11 protein-coding genes are annotated in these 14893 nt (G+C 51.2%); 6 read left to right on the forward strand and 5 right to left on the reverse strand.

What is annotated here, in order from left to right:
- Positions 1–122 precede the first annotated feature (122 nt).
- Both yhcN (ACOZIO_RS16745) and yhcN (ACOZIO_RS16750) read left to right on the forward strand, forming a co-directional pair.
- Positions 123–386 carry a peroxide/acid stress response protein YhcN gene (yhcN, locus tag ACOZIO_RS16745; protein ID WP_129954309.1) on the forward strand — a complete coding sequence of 88 codons (264 nt, stop codon included), beginning with the start codon at positions 123–125 and terminating at the stop codon, positions 384–386.
- Between the two features lie 201 nt (positions 387–587).
- The gene (gene yhcN / locus ACOZIO_RS16750; protein WP_129954307.1) at positions 588–851 is read left to right on the forward strand and encodes a peroxide/acid stress response protein YhcN; all 264 of its coding nucleotides are present in this window, start codon (positions 588–590) and stop codon (positions 849–851) included.
- Positions 852–1159: 308 nt separating this feature from the next.
- Here yhcN (ACOZIO_RS16750) and mpl read toward each other — a convergent pair whose 3' ends face one another.
- Complete coding sequence (gene mpl, locus ACOZIO_RS16755) at positions 1160–2545, reverse strand: UDP-N-acetylmuramate:L-alanyl-gamma-D-glutamyl-meso-diaminopimelate ligase (RefSeq protein WP_129954305.1); 1386 nt, start codon at positions 2543–2545, stop codon at positions 1160–1162.
- Positions 2546–2712: 167 nt separating this feature from the next.
- Between mpl and fbp the strand changes: the two genes are divergently transcribed.
- A complete protein-coding gene (fbp, locus tag ACOZIO_RS16760) occupies positions 2713–3717 on the forward strand; it encodes a class 1 fructose-bisphosphatase (protein ID WP_129954303.1) in 1005 nt (334 codons plus the stop codon).
- A 125-nt stretch (positions 3718–3842) separates the two neighbouring features.
- Here fbp and ACOZIO_RS16765 read toward each other — a convergent pair whose 3' ends face one another.
- On the reverse strand, positions 3843–5414 hold the full coding sequence (locus ACOZIO_RS16765) for a methyl-accepting chemotaxis protein (RefSeq protein WP_129991637.1): 1572 nt from the start codon (positions 5412–5414) through the stop codon (positions 3843–3845).
- 316 nt (positions 5415–5730) lie between these two features.
- Between ACOZIO_RS16765 and ppa the strand changes: the two genes are divergently transcribed.
- Entirely contained in the window at positions 5731–6261 is a 531-nt protein-coding gene (gene ppa / locus ACOZIO_RS16770) for an inorganic diphosphatase (RefSeq protein WP_129954299.1), read from the forward strand.
- Between the two features lie 116 nt (positions 6262–6377).
- Here ppa and ACOZIO_RS16775 read toward each other — a convergent pair whose 3' ends face one another.
- From ACOZIO_RS16775 to tamA, 3 genes are read right to left on the reverse strand one after another with little or no spacing between them, the layout of a single operon-like run.
- A complete protein-coding gene (locus tag ACOZIO_RS16775; protein WP_013573790.1) occupies positions 6378–6731 on the reverse strand; it encodes a gamma-glutamylcyclotransferase family protein in 354 nt (117 codons plus the stop codon).
- Between the two features lie 31 nt (positions 6732–6762).
- On the reverse strand, positions 6763–10578 hold the full coding sequence (gene tamB / locus ACOZIO_RS16780) for an autotransporter assembly complex protein TamB (protein ID WP_421595514.1): 3816 nt from the start codon (positions 10576–10578) through the stop codon (positions 6763–6765).
- Positions 10575–12311: an autotransporter assembly complex protein TamA gene (gene tamA, locus ACOZIO_RS16785; protein ID WP_129954295.1), complete on the reverse strand. Its 1737-nt coding sequence runs from the start codon at positions 12309–12311 to the stop codon at positions 10575–10577. Before tamA ends, tamB begins: the two co-directional genes overlap by 4 nt.
- A gap of 271 nt (positions 12312–12582) precedes the next feature.
- Between tamA and msrA the strand changes: the two genes are divergently transcribed.
- Both msrA and ACOZIO_RS16795 read left to right on the forward strand, forming a co-directional pair.
- Complete coding sequence (gene msrA, locus ACOZIO_RS16790) at positions 12583–13218, forward strand: peptide-methionine (S)-S-oxide reductase MsrA (RefSeq protein ID WP_370278352.1); 636 nt, start codon at positions 12583–12585, stop codon at positions 13216–13218.
- 227 nt (positions 13219–13445) lie between these two features.
- Positions 13446–14795, forward strand: a complete 1350-nt coding sequence (locus tag ACOZIO_RS16795; protein WP_129954291.1) for a hemolysin family protein — start codon at positions 13446–13448, stop codon at positions 14793–14795.
- The last annotated feature ends 98 nt before the right edge of the window (positions 14796–14893 follow it).

Genomic DNA, 14893 nt, shown 5'->3' on the forward strand with positions numbered 1-14893 from the left:
ATATAACAACCCAAATTACTATTAGCCCGCTATTAATTTATGCCGTGACTAGATGTATACTCATTCCCGTGGTGTGAAGCACCAGTTGTTAGAAACATAATAAAATCGACGAGGTCAAAATCATGAAAGTTAAAACTACTATCGCAACATTAAGCATTCTCTCTGCATTGTCATTTGGTGTTTTTGCAGCACAACCTGTTACGCAAGAACAAGCTTCAACAATGCAGCCAACAGGCATGATCAGCGTCAGTGGCGTAGCCGGCGCCCCATCAGATATCCGTCAGGCGCTGTCAGATAAAGCCGATACCAAAGGTGCTAAAGCATTCCGGGTTATCGAAGTTCGTGAGGAAGGTAACTACCATGCGACCGCAGAAATTTACCAATAAGTTCAGGTAAAAGAAGCGAAGGGGCCTGAATGACTCAGGCCCGCGCAATGCGCACTAAGAAGGATTTGTCACTGCACCATCTACGTTCCCGCACGCTTTACGTGCTCCTGAACCCGATATTACAGCCCTGATAAATCCAAACCTCAATTGACGTTGCTCTCTGATGAAAAGCACCAACGTCTGTATATTCAGGAAAATATCATGAAAATTATTACCACTATTGCCGCACTTAGCCTGTTGTCTGCTGTTTCTTTTGCTACCTCTGCCGCGCAGCTTGTCACAAACCAGCAAGCAGAAAATCTGCGACCTATGGGCACGATTAGCGTCAGTGGCGTCAACGGCGTGCCAATGGATATCCGCCAGCAGTTGTCTGATAAAGCTGAAAGCAAAGGCGCGAAATCTTTCCGTGTGATCGAGGCTTATAACAACGGCGCTTATCACGCGACAGCAGAAATCTATCAATAAGATTTCTGAGTTTCTCACTGAGATAAAACCACTGTTTGAGTATTTATTGAATTAGCGTTACCGGGTTTCAACAGCCACAAACCAGTGATAATGAGCGCTGTTGAGGCTGGAAAGAGAGTTGACACTGCCACTGCCTGACTCTCTTGCTAACGATACCCTCGTCGTCCTGTCCGACGACACCCTTTGGCCCTCAACTTTTCGAGGGCTTTTTTTTTGCCCGTTAATGACTTGAATGACTTGCTCCGGCCACTCACAGACATAAAAAAAGCACAGCGGCTGCTGTGCTTAACTCTCATAATGCGCCAGGATTATTGCTCCGGGACGGTTTTCGCTTTCACAGCCAGTGCCGCTAACAGCTTTTCATGTATGCCACCAAATCCGCCATTGCTCATGACCAGAATATGATCGCCAGGCTGCGAGGCCTTAATCACCATATCCACCAGAGAATCGACATCTGCACTCCAGTGAGCTGGCTGAATACAATGTTCAGCCACTTCGGCCACCTGCCAGGGAATGTGCTGTGGCTGTAAAAGGAAAACTTCATCAGCACGGCCCAGCGAAGGTGCCAGTTCATTTTTACTCATGCCCATTTTCATGGTATTTGAACGGGGCTCCAGCACCGCCAGAATACGCGCAGTTCCGCCGACTTTGCTGCGCAATGCAGCAAGCGTCGCCAGTATAGCCGTCGGATGGTGAGCAAAATCGTCGTACACACAGACGTTATTTTCTACGCCGCGCAATTCAAGGCGACGGCGGGCATTAATGAAATCGCCAAGTGCCCTGCAGGCATCTTCCGGCTTCACACCCACATGGCGTGCAGCAGCAATCGCCATCAGACCGTTATGCATGTTGTGCTCGCCAACCAAACTCCAGTTCACCTGCCCGACGGCTTCGCCATGCAGATAAACCTCGAAAGTGCTGGAATCCGGCGTCAGTTTTTTCGCATCCCATACACAATTTTCGGCATCACCGACAAATTCCTGCTCACTCCAGCACCCCATTGCCATCACTTGTTTCAGCGGCGTGTCGTGCTCAGGCAGAATGATTTTCCCCTTGCCTGGCACCAGACGTACAAGATGGTGGAACTGTTTCTGAATCGCTTTCAGATCATCAAAGATGTCAGCGTGATCGAACTCAAGGTTGTTGAGGATCAGCGTACGCGGGCTGTAATGAACGAATTTGGAACGTTTATCGAAGAACGCACAGTCATATTCGTCGGCTTCCAGCACCATAAACGGGCTGTTGCCCAGACGCGCGGACACCTCAAAATTGCCCGGAACGCCGCCGATGACATACCCGGGTTCATAACCACAAGCCTCCAGGATCCACGTGACCATGCCGGCAGTGGTGGTTTTACCGTGCGTCCCCGCAACAGCAATGACCCAGCGCTCTGGCAGGACATGATCATGTAACCATTGCGGGCCCGAGACATAAGGGATCCCCTGCTCCAGCACGGCTTCGACGCAAGGATTACCGCGCGTCATCGCGTTGCCGATGATCACCAGATCCGGTTGAGGATCTAACTGGGCAGGATCGTACCCCTGGATCAGGTCGATTCCCTGATTTTCCAGCAGCGTACTCATCGGTGGATAAACGTTATCGTCCGAACCGGTTACCTGATGCCCCTGTGCACGTGCCAGCATCGCCAGCCCGCCCATAAACGTGCCGCAAATCCCAAGAATATGAATGCGCATATATTTTCCATTAATGCCTTTAAGTCAGCCGCTATTCTAACGCTCAGAATCCTCCAGAAGAAATGGATTTGCCTATGATTCATCCATATATTTGGGCTAAACTGCTCACGTTCTTGTGAAATTTTTATTAACGTACCGTTATCTATCCTCGATTCAGGGAAAGTGTCATGAAAACGTTAGGCGAATTTATTGTTGAGAAGCAGCAAGATTTTCCACATGCAACGGGTGAACTCACGGCGTTACTTTCAGCAATAAAACTCGGCGCTAAAATCATTCACCGTGATATCAACAAAGCGGGTCTGGTCGACATTCTGGGTACCAGTGGTGCAGAGAATGTGCAGGGTGAAGTACAGATGAAGCTTGATCTGTACGCCAATGAAAAATTAAAAGCCGCAATGAAGGCGCGTGGTGAAATTGCCGGTATCGCATCGGAAGAAGAAGATGAGATTGTCATTTTCGAAGGTGAACGCGCTGAAAACGCAAAATACGTCATTTTGATGGATCCGCTGGATGGTTCTTCAAACATCGATGTTAACGTCTCTGTCGGAACAATTTTCTCGATTTACCGCCGTACTACCCCGCTGGGCCAGCCGGTAACAGAAGCTGACTTTCTGCAACCGGGGAACCGCCAGGTTGCCGCAGGCTATGTGGTGTATGGATCCTCCACCATGCTCGTTTACACCACCGGCGCAGGCGTGCATGCCTTTACCTATGATCCTTCACTCGGTGTTTTCTGTCTCTCTCATGAAAAAGTCTGTTTCCCTGAAAAGGGCAATATGTACTCAATCAACGAAGGCAACTACATTAAATTCCCGCTTGGCGTTAAAAAATACATCAAGTATTGCCAGGAGCAGGATGAAGCGACGCAACGCCCTTATACCTCACGCTATATCGGCTCGCTGGTGGCAGATTTCCACCGCAACCTGCTGAAAGGTGGCATCTATATTTATCCAAGCACGGCCAGCCATCCGAACGGAAAACTGCGCCTGCTGTATGAATGCAACCCAATGGCTTTCCTGGCCGAGCAGGCAGGCGGTAAAGCCAGTGACGGTAAAAACCGTATTCTGGATATCATCCCGCAGAAACTGCATGAGCGTGCACCCTTCTTTGTAGGCAACTGTTCGATGGTTGAAGACGCAGAACGCTTTATCGCCCAGTTCCCGGATGAATAACTGAACGACATATCAGAATCATCACAACATGAGCGTGGTCCCTGTGTAGCTTCGCATTGACCTGAATGTAAAAAGGTGACCTTAGGGCCACCTTTTTTATTGTTTACCGTTCAGGATTTCTGTTCTCAGAAATGATCGGCGCGATTGAGTTTAAATACCGCCATGCTTTTTGCCAGTAACTGCGCCTGCTCTTCCAGTGAACGCGTGGCTGCTGTCGCCTGCTCCACCAGCGCGGCATTTTGCTGCGCCACCTGATCCATCTGCGTAATCGCCACGTTCACCTGTTCGATGCCGTGCGTTTGTTCTGTCGTCGCGATAGAAATTTCACGCATCAGGCTGGTCACACGCGTCACTTCGCCGGAGATTTCCAGCATAGTGTCTGCAGCGGATTTCACCATCTCTGAACCTTCAGCGACCCGGCTTTCAGAATCCACGATCAGTTCTTTAATCTCTTTGGCAGATTGAGCACTGCGTTGCGCCAGGCTTCGCACTTCACCCGCCACCACGGCAAAGCCGCGGCCCTGCTCACCTGCACGCGCAGCTTCAACCGCCGCATTCAGCGCCAGAATATTGGTCTGGAAGGCAATGCCATCAATGACCGTAATAATATCGCCGATACGTTTTGAGCTCTCTGTGATGCCCTGCATTTTATCCATGACCTGATGGACGACCTCACTGCCTTTATTCGCAATCAATGACACACTTTGCGCCAGCTGATTAGCCTGGTCAGAGTTTGCCGCATTCATGCGAACGGTTGAAGTCAGCTGTTCCATACTCGCGGCAGTTTCCTCCAGCGACGCGGCAGATTCTTCGGTACGCTGCGCCAGGTGGACGTTACCGGCAGCCAGCTCGCGCGAGCCGACATCGATCTGATTTCCGGCATCACGTACGCGACCGACAGACAATGCCAGTGAATCCTGCATCTGCTTCATCGCTTTCAGCAGACGCCCCATTTCGTTATTACGGGAATCATCTATTTCGTGGGTCAGATCGCCCCTGGCGATATATTCAAGCTGCGCGATAGAGAAATTCAGCGGATGCATAATGATTTTTTGCAACGCGAACCACGCCAGCACAGCGATAATCAGCGCGATGATAAAACTCGTGATAATCACCGTCAGCTGAATACGTGCATTGGCGCGGGCCTGTTCGATCCGCTGACGGGTGTTATCTACGGCGTAGGTACGGAAATCCGCCAGCGCTTTATCATAAGCATTGCTGTAAGGCGTGATTTTATTTTCCAGCACATCGTAATAGCCGTCTGCACTTTGCGCCTGGATTGCTGCCAGCAGCGGCATTAATCCGTTAGCTTTATAGGCATCATAGGTTTTCTTCACCGCATCGGATAAATCTCTGCCCTGCTGAGTATCATCCTGGATGCTGACAAATTTCGCCAGATCGGCATCGGCTTGTTGGATATAACCGGCAATGCGGTTTGCTGTATTTTTCGCATCATCCATCATGCCAATTTCCAGCTGACGCACCGCCACACCGCTGGCAACACGCGTGCGCAGCGAAAAACTGTAGCTGTCGGCCAGTGAACCCAGTTCATCGCCCTGAAGCTGGTTAATGTGTTGCAGCGAAATCGCACTTTGCCGGATGGCATTTGCACCCAGTACGCTAACCAGCAACAGAATCAATGTCATAACTACCAGCAGGCCAATCAGACCGGCTTTTACGCTCAACTTATTCAACATACGGTGTTATCCAGCCATTCAGGTGAAAAGGAGTTGCATCAGATGGGTAGGGATCAGGTTAATCCTGATTTTTTGTTTGAATATTGTTATCGGCAATAGTTTGAATATCTTGATAAGAAAGGGAAAAACAGGCAGTTACGCGGAAAAATGTCAGGCAAGTAAATTTTACTGCCAGGACGGAAGATTCAGCCGGGGTTGAACAGCAGGTCATGCCGGGGAATGCGCATATACGATTCGATGAAAAGGGCGGGAAATCGCGGGAGAGTTGGCTATAATGTGCAGCACTCTATTCCTGGTTCAACGAAGGAAACCAACAATGAGCTTACTGAATGTGCCGGCAGGCAAAGAACTGCCAGAAGATATCTACGTAGTGATCGAAATCCCTGCAAACGCAGACCCAATCAAGTACGAAGTAGACAAAGACACCGGTGCACTGTTTGTAGACCGTTTCATGTCTACTGCGATGTTCTACCCGTGCAACTACGGTTACATCAACCACACGCTGTCTCTGGATGGCGACCCGGTTGACGTTCTGGTTCCAACACCATACCCGCTGCAACCAGGTTCTGTGATCCGTTGCCGTCCGGTAGGCGTTCTGAAAATGACGGACGAATCTGGCGAAGATGCGAAAGTTGTTGCGGTTCCGCACACCAAACTGAGCAAAGAATACGATCACATTAAAGATGTGAATGACCTGCCAGAACTGCTGCGCGGCCAGATCACCCACTTCTTCGAGCAATATAAAGCGCTGGAAAAAGGCAAATGGGTCAAAGTTGACGGTTGGGCAGATGCTGCTGCAGCAAAAGCTGAAATCGTGACCTCTTTCGAACGTGCTAAAAACAAATAAGTTTTCTGCCGTTTGAACGACCAACGTTCGGATAAAAAAACACCGCCAGATGGCGGTGTTTTTTTATGTATTAAGCGCTGTCAGACAACGATTATTTTAAGACGACCTTGCTCAGATTACTCACTTACTGCTTCGTTACGCTTAACCCAGTCGCCACCCTCAATTCTCGGCACACCATCCAGTGAGCGAATGTAGAGGTAAATCCAGGCGCTGCCATAAGGTGTCGAAATCAGCTCACGACGATAATCTTTCGTATTACTTTTCAGCTCATCTAACTCAGCCATAATGGACGAGTTAATGCGGTAAACTTCGCAATAGACTTTGCCTTCCCCTGGTATAACAGCAGGATAATGACCCAGATTATACAGGGCGTACCCTTCCAGCTCATGGTCACCCAACCATTGAGCATTCGTCATCCAATGACTGTTGCCTTGCTTGCGTCGTAAGCTACCGTAAACAATTATTCGCATGTTTATATTCGTATAGTAAAAGTCACATGAATTAGAACTCAAACTGATAGAGCAAATCCAATGCCTGATCGATGCCCGATACCGCCTGCAGGTAAAGTTTGGGCATCAACCGGTAGCGCAGGGTGAGCGTTGCCAGTGAGTCGAATATTCCGACGCCATATTTCACCTGTAAGCCCGGCAAAACATAACCACTGACCACGACCTGAGAGCTGTCTCCCACGCCCTGAGTATCCAGCGCCAGATTGCTGACACCGAATGCCTCGCCGATTTTACCCACAAGTTTACCACTTTGCGCAACCCCTAACCCGATAAGGGCTGAAGTCATTGCGCCGCTGTCTCCTCCGGAGTTGTCTAGTCCTTGCCCGCGAAGCAGGTAGGACAAGGCTTCCTGCTGCGACATTGCCGGATCTGAGAATATTTCAAGTTTAGGCGCATCAGCCTCACCGGTCACTCTCAAACCAGCCACTACATCATTTTCTGTCGCATCCGGGTTGCGGATCGCTTCCAGATTCAGTAGCGGTTGGTCCGCCGGACCGGAAAACAGCAACTGGCCTTTACGCACAATAAGATCCTGCCCGTAGGCATGGAAGCGTCCGGACGGAATATTAATTTGCCCGTTCAGTCCCAGACCTCGGCTGTCCTGTGCCACTTTCAGCGCACCTTCCAGCCGGGCTTTCAGGCCAAAGGCATCGAGGCGGACATCTTTACCAATGTTCACCATCAGATTGCTATTGATCGGAATAGAGGCTGAAGCCGGTGCGATCGGCTGACGCTGATCGTTGAGCATCACTTCATCCGACGATACGCCTACAGCGCTTTCCGGTAACTCCTGCGCCGTAATGCGCGCCCAGGGAATATCTACCGTTCCGTTTAACGAGAACAACTGCGGTGTGGCATCAAACACTAAATCCGGCGAAACGTCCAGACGGACCATCGGCGGCACGGAAACCCGCACTTTGTTGCCCCGGGCCGCAATCCGGGCGCGCCAGGCGTTAAGCTCACTCCAGTCGGCGTTACCGTTCAGTTCGAGCTGGCCCTGTGCCGTTTTGATTACCCCTTCCATGATGGAAGACATGCCGTTGAAATTGATGCCTATATTGGCATCAGTGATATCAAACGGCATAAATTGCGCGTCAAAATCCACATCGGTTAGTGCCAGTTTGCCGAAGACCAGCGGCTTCTGTGCATTGCCGCCGAGACGCAGACTGGCATTCAAAATACCCGAGGCTTTTTCACCGTCCATCAGCGCGGGCTGCAGCAAGTCCATTGAGATACGGGCAATATTCACATTACCGCTGAGGTTACGTTTTCCCTGCGGATCGGCAATCTGGATGCTGCCGTCAAGCTGACCGTTGTGAGTGATTTTAATCAGCCAGTCGAGACTGGCACGCCCGTTGTTCAGCCCGGCGTTCAGATTCAGCGTATCAAATGCTACCGGCAGCGGGCTGCCCTGTACCAGTTGCTGAACTTTGACACCTTTACCCACCAGTGAAACGCTGGCCTGCGGCAGACCACCTTCCGCTTTCCAGCTCACATCGGCTTTCCCACTGAAAACACCACTCAGTTGTGTGTCATCCGTCAGGAAAGGTTTGATCATCGCCAGGTCAAAACGGTTGAGTACCACACTCGCCTGTCCGCTGGCACCGGCATCAATTGTTTTCGGCACACATAAATCCGCGTTCGGGTTTTGCCAGCAATGCGGGCCAACGGTAATTCGCTGCTCTTTATTGAAATAATCCAGTGCAACCGAACGGTTCAGACGCCACTGTCCGACCGGGGTATCAAACAAAGTATTGGTGATACTGCCTTTCCATTCCTCGGTCGCACGGTCAAAACTACCGTTCAGCGCCAGGTGACCTGAAACCGGTTTGCCCTCAACTTTTAACGTCAGTTCATGTTTTTTCTCGTCACCTTTGGCATCGAGATTGATATCGGTAATATCCAGCGCATCCTGTTTAAGCTGCTGAACACGCACGGCAAGGTTGCCCTGGATCTGATCGGTAGAGCTGACATCGCCTTTAATATCCACGCGGCGCACCGTCAATGCCTGCCATTTCAGACCCGTCGCGGTCAGATCCGCCAGCAACTTCGGTGCCTTAAGATCCCCGCGCAGTTGCAGCATTCCCTTCACTACGCCGCCCAGCCCCGGTAAAGCGCCATCAAGATGCGGCGCGTCCACTTTGGCGTCCAGATCCCAGGTATCGCTGAGTGTGCCTTTTACATCCAGATTGTTGCGGCCCAGTTCCAGGTGCAGTTGTGGAATATCCCACTGACCGTAACTGTTTCCACGCACGTTACCCTGCGCTTTAACGGCGTTTTGCTTAACATTCCCGGTCAGGTCCAATACGGGGATCTGCATCTGCCACGTACCGCCATACAGGCTGCCGCGCGTGGTGATTTTGCCCTGCAACTTCGACGGCCAGTCCGGATATTGTTTGGCTGTGTTAATGCCGGTCAGCTTCAGTTCACTGTTCCAGCTGATGGCTTTACTCCAGTCCACCACACCGGTCAGGTCGGCATTCCCTTCCAGCGCGGCCAGACGCAGTAACTTCAGCCTGAACTGCTCAACATTGCCTGTACCGTCAAGCGTCAATGTGGCAGGCGGGATCTGATCGCCTTTGAAATCGGAACGTAGCGAAAGTGCGTAACCGGTCGCTTTACCGCTGACGTTAAACGTGAAACCTTTCACCTGATATTGCGGTGTACCGGTCAGCGGCCATTGCAGCGCATCGCTGCTGAGTTTCAGGTCCAGCGGCAATCCGGCTTCTGCCAGCTGCGTTTGCAGCGCAAGCTGAGCACGGACCGGGCCGGAAAGATTCAGACCAACATCCAGCTTATCGCGCAGCCCGCCCGCCACTTTCAGTTTGATCTTCTCGCCTTTCAGCGGATCAATATTCACGGCGGTATTGACGGTCATTTCAACCGGCCAGTTCTGGTTGAGTGTCGCCTGCCCCACACCATCCACCGAGCCCTGCGGCGAGCGAACGATCAGTTTATCCAGCGTCACACGCTGATTTTGCGTACTGGCTTTCAGCTCGAAACGGGTGATCAGCACATCAGTGTCACCGGTGAGGCGCAGGTTTTCGGCGAGAATTTGCTGAATATCCAGATCGACCGGCAGACGGAAATCAGGAAGCTCAGGCAGCAGCGGTTTGGCGAACAATGCCTGCAAGGTTTCACCCAGCGGCTTCTCCGGCACGACCGCCACCGGTTCCGCTGGTTTGCCGGTCGCTTTTTCGACGGCTTTATCCTGCGCGGCCTGCACCACTTCCGGTAACGGGCTGACCGGCGTTTTCGGCAGCGCAATCAGTAATCCGCCAATGCGCGTGGGCATCAGTTGGATTGCGCGGCCTTCCCAGCGGGCCCCTGTACGGAATGACGCCAGAGAAATAGCCCGGTCATCCAGCGTGATATTAATGTTATCCAGCGTCAGTAAGCGCAACGAGATCGGATACGGCGTACTGAGATTGGTCAGCGGCTCGCTGTTTTCGGGCTCAGGTTGTGCGGCGGCGGGTGTCATTTTTTGGGTATTGACCACCACATTAACGTCTTTAACCCGCAACGCATTGACGCACAGCGCGCTGTTTTTCAGGCAGGAGAAATCAAGGGAGAGGTGAAACTCCCCGGCTTTGACATCGACGCCCGGCATTTCGTAATGCACACCTTTCAGCGTCAGGTCACGCCATCCACCTTCGGTACTGGCAATGTTCAGCCCCGGCACAAACCGGTTAGCGCCATTGATCATCAGATGCAGGCCGGTTTGTGTGCCGACCAGAAAGGCCACCAGGCTGATTAACAACACCAGGAAAATCAGGAATCCCAGGCAGATCTTTTTAAATAAACTCATAATTCCGGACCCAAGCCGATATAAAACTGCAATCCATGCTCATCTTTGTCACCCACAGGGGCGGCAACATCGAGTTTCACCGGGCCGATCGGTGAAGCCCAGCGCACACCCACACCCGCACCGGTTTTGAAATCGTTTTGTGTAATGTCATTAACCGCCTCGCCGGAATCAACAAACACCGCACCCCACCATTTTCCGGTTACGTTGTACTGATATTCCACCGAACCGGTGCCCAGATAGGACGCACCGGTCAGTTTGCCTTCGTCATCCCGCGGAGAAATGGATTTGTATTTGTAGCCGCGAATGCTGCGGTCACCCCCGGCGAAGAAGCGCAGGGACGGCGGCACACGCTCAAAATCGTTGGTTTCAATCCAGCCGAGATTGCCACGAAATACGAAACGATGTTTGTCAGCCAGCGTACGGATCCAAACGTTTTGCGCCTGAACGACTGCAAAATCGACGTCAGACCCCCAGGTGGTGTTGGACACATCAAGAGAATAACGCTGGGAATCGCCCCAGGTTGGCATCAGGCCGCCGCGCTGACGCGTGCGGTTGAGACTGACGCCCGGGTAGATCAACATGGTGGTATTGGTGACGCTACCCTGCGTAAAGTGATCGAGGCTCCAGCGCAGATTGACCGCATGTTGCCAGCCGCTGGAAAGATCCCAATAACGCGCCAGGTTCACCGTCGTGGAATCTGAATTGGTATCGTTAAGATCTTCACGTTTGAAGCCGCCCTGCACCAGATAGTATTGTTCCAGCGGGGATTTCAGCAGCGGAATTTTATAACTGAGATCTAAAGATTGCTCCGGTCCGGAAAGCGTGGTTGAGGTTTCAAAACTCTGCCCGCGATCGTTAACCCACGGTTTCTTCCAGTTGGCCGTCACCCGCGGGCCGATGTCCGTGGAATAACCGATACCGGTTTCGATCGTATTTTCGGTACGCGGTGACACCACGGCATTCAGCGGCAAAGTTTTCGTGGTTTTGGCATCAGTAAAATCTGGGGACACGACAACGGAATTAAACCACCCGGTAGCAGACAGGCGACGGTTAAGTTCAGCCAGTTGCGCGGTGGTGTAATAATCGCCCTGATGGAATGGCACCAGATTTTGCAGATATTCATCACGGATCTGCGATCCCTGATAATGGACGTCACCGAAGCGGTAACGCTCACCGCTGTCGAACTGAATGTCCCAGAACGCTTTGTGTTCATCTTCGATGACGCCCAGCTGGCTTTTGCGCATCGTGGCGTCAAAATAGCCTTTGCGCAGGGCAATGCCGGTCAATGCGCTTTTGAAATTGTCGTACGTCCCGTGGTTTAAAATCGTCCCTACCGCAGGTACATCGCGCTGTTTGAGCTGTTCGAATTCATTATCTTTTTCCGCCTGCCCTTCAATCACTACGCGGGTGCCAGCGATCTTCACGGGTATTCCCGGTGTCACTTTGGCAATCAAAACCGGACGCCCCGGCGGCGGCGTTTCACGGTAATCAAAATCGATGGTCGGCGAATAATACCCCAGTGGCCGTAAACCCTGCTCAATGGCGGTACTCACACGGGCACGGAACCGTCCGTTAGCCCCGACTTCATCGCTTTGAATTGATGATAAACGAACGCGGACGTTCCTTTCTAAATCGCCATCCAGGCCTTCCAGTTGCAAACGCACCTTCGCTGCCATGGAAAGTGAGGGGGCCAGCAGTACCAATAACAAACCCAGTTCACGATATCGTGGCACACGCACTCCTGCTAAATTTTACTGTCCTGTTAAAATATCAGATGCCCGCCGGAGATTATCTGCCCGTCTTTGGCAGATTCATCTTTTTAACGTCTGATGAAAGCATTTTAGTGCTAATCCTCTGAAAATGTTCAACGACGAAGCAACGTCCTCCGTATTGTGTGCAAAGACGCAATCAGATACAACTAACACTGACCTGTGGTCGTTGTTATTCGTACCAACTTTTTGTTACAAACCTCGTTCACTAAAGCAACAACTGGAGTTTCCCGTGGTGCAACTTTCCGATAAAACGCAGTCTGTTACTCAGGCAGAAGCGTTACCTGGCCGTACAACCCCTATGCCGGTGGCGACCCTTCATGCAGTAAATGATCATTCAATGACACATGTCCCTGATAACATGGAAGTCGCGATTTTTGCGATGGGCTGCTTCTGGGGTGTAGAACGTTTGTTCTGGCAACAGGAAGGGGTTTACAGCACGGCAGCCGGTTACAGCGGCGGTTTCACACCGAACCCGACCTATCGGGAAGTGTGCACTGGCCAGACAGGCCATGCGGAAGTCGTGCGTGTGGTCTTTGACCCGGCGGTAATCAGCTACGCAAAACTACTGCAGATTTTTTGGGAGAATCACGACCCGGCGCAAGGCATGCGTCAGGGCGGCGATATCGGCACGCAATATCGCTCCGCGCTGTATGTGCTGAGTGCAGAACAGCAGGATCAGGCGCTGGCAAGCCTGGCGAGTTTCCAGCAAGCGATGGACGAAGCGAACGATAAACGCACCATCACCACGGAAATCACCGAAGCCCTGCCGTTCTATTATGCAGAAGACGAACATCAGCAATATCTGTTTAAAAACCCGGAAGGCTACTGCGGATTAGGCGGCATCGGCGTCTGTCTGCCGCCGCAATAATGCGGCATTTTTAAGCGCTGGCGGCAGTCTCAGTGCTGCTGCTATACTATGCGGGTCACAAATGTGGCACTTGAAACTATTTCTGGCAATTATCTTTGTTTTTCATTCTTAACGCTTTTTTCTTCTGAACAACTTTTTAATGGTTTTCTTAAAATGGTGTTCTTTAAGCAACAAAAATAATGAGTGCCTTTCCCTGCCGGTTAAGTTCGGTGTTAAACGGATAGATTATGTTAAACAGTATCTTACTGATTCTCTTATTAATCGCGATCAGTGCCTTTTTCTCGCTGTCTGAGATATCGCTGGCCGCTTCCCGCAAGATAAAACTTAAACAGTTGGCAGACGAAGGAAACGTCAATGCCGCCCATGTTATGAAATTACAGGCGACGCCTGGTTTGTTCTTTACGGTTGTGCAAATTGGCCTCAATGCCGTCGCGATCCTTGGTGGTATTGTGGGTGATGCCGCATTCTCCCCTGCTTTCCAGACGTTTTTCATCCGCTTCATGTCGCCTGAACTGGCGGATCAAATCAGCTTTATCTGTTCCTTCGTGCTGGTTACCAGCTTGTTTATTCTGTTTGCTGACCTGACACCGAAGCGCATCGGTATGATTTCACCTGAGTCGGTTGCCGTCCGTATAGTCAACCCGATGCGTTTCTGTCTGATGATCTGCCGCCCGATGGTGTGGTTCTTCAACGGAATGGCCAATACGATCTTTCGCATTTTCAAACTACCGATGGTGCGCAACGACGACATCACCTCCGACGATATTTATGCGGTGGTAGAGGCTGGTGCGCTGGCGGGTGTGCTGCGTAAGCAGGAACATGAGCTGATTGAAAACGTGTTTGAGCTGGAATCCCGCACTGTACCGTCTTCCATGACATCACGTGAAAGCGTGATATTTTTTGACCTGCGTGAAAGCGAAGAAAGCATTAAAGAGAAAATCGCCACCCACCCGCATTCCAAATTCCTGGTATGTGACGGTCATATTGATCAGGTTGTCGGTTATGTCGATTCGAAAGATTTACTGAACCGCGTGCTGGGTAACCAGAGTTTAATGCTGAGCAGCGGCGTGCAGATTCGCAATGCGCTGATTGTGCCGGATACCCTGACGCTCTCCGAAGCGCTGGAAAGTTTCAAAGCGGCGGGTGAAGACTTTGCCGTTATCCTCAATGAATATGCGCTGGTAGTTGGCATAATCACGCTTAATGACGTGATGACAACCCTGATGGGTGACCTTGTCGGTCAGGGCATGGAAGAACAGATTGTGGCACGTGACGAGCATTCATGGCTGATCGAGGGGGGGACACCTATCGAAGACGTGATGCGCGTACTGCATATCGAGGAATTCCCGCAATCCGGCAACTATGAAACCATCGGCGGCTTTATGATGTTCATGCTGCGTAAAATCCCGAAACGCACAGACTTTGTGAAATTCGCCGGCTATAAATTCGAAGTGGTCGACATCGACAGCTACAAGATTGATCAGTTACTGGTGACGCGTATTGTCGATCAACCGGTGACCCCTCTGTTGCCAAAAACGCCGCAGGAAATTAAAGACGAGAAGAAAGCGCAGGGGTAAGGCGTTTTTTTGCAAGCATGGAAAATTCAAATATCAGAAACACTAACGGCTCCTGCAGGGAGCCGTTTTTTTTTGCGTACGCTGCGAAATCGCAGTGA

It is taken from the genome of Rahnella sp. PD4, from assembly GCF_049199325.1.
GTDB classification, from domain to species: Bacteria; Pseudomonadota; Gammaproteobacteria; order Enterobacterales; family Enterobacteriaceae; genus Rahnella; species Rahnella perminowiae.

Excerpts from the sequence above, each read along its gene's own strand:
- fbp (WP_129954303.1), top strand. The coding sequence starts at position 2,713 with ATGAAAACGTTAGGCGAATTTATTGTTGAGAAGCAGCAAGATTTTCCA.
- yhcN (WP_129954309.1), top strand. The coding sequence starts at position 123 with ATGAAAGTTAAAACTACTATCGCAACATTAAGCATTCTCTCTGCATTG.
- yhcN (WP_129954307.1), top strand. The coding sequence starts at position 588 with ATGAAAATTATTACCACTATTGCCGCACTTAGCCTGTTGTCTGCTGTT.
- ACOZIO_RS16775 (WP_013573790.1), bottom strand. The coding sequence starts at position 6,731 with ATGCGAATAATTGTTTACGGTAGCTTACGACGCAAGCAAGGCAACAGT.
- ACOZIO_RS16765 (WP_129991637.1), bottom strand. The coding sequence starts at position 5,414 with ATGTTGAATAAGTTGAGCGTAAAAGCCGGTCTGATTGGCCTGCTGGTA.
- mpl (WP_129954305.1), bottom strand. The coding sequence starts at position 2,545 with ATGCGCATTCATATTCTTGGGATTTGCGGCACGTTTATGGGCGGGCTG.
- tamB (WP_421595514.1), bottom strand. The coding sequence starts at position 10,578 with ATGAGTTTATTTAAAAAGATCTGCCTGGGATTCCTGATTTTCCTGGTG.
- ppa (WP_129954299.1), top strand. The coding sequence starts at position 5,731 with ATGAGCTTACTGAATGTGCCGGCAGGCAAAGAACTGCCAGAAGATATC.
- ACOZIO_RS16795 (WP_129954291.1), top strand. The coding sequence starts at position 13,446 with ATGTTAAACAGTATCTTACTGATTCTCTTATTAATCGCGATCAGTGCC.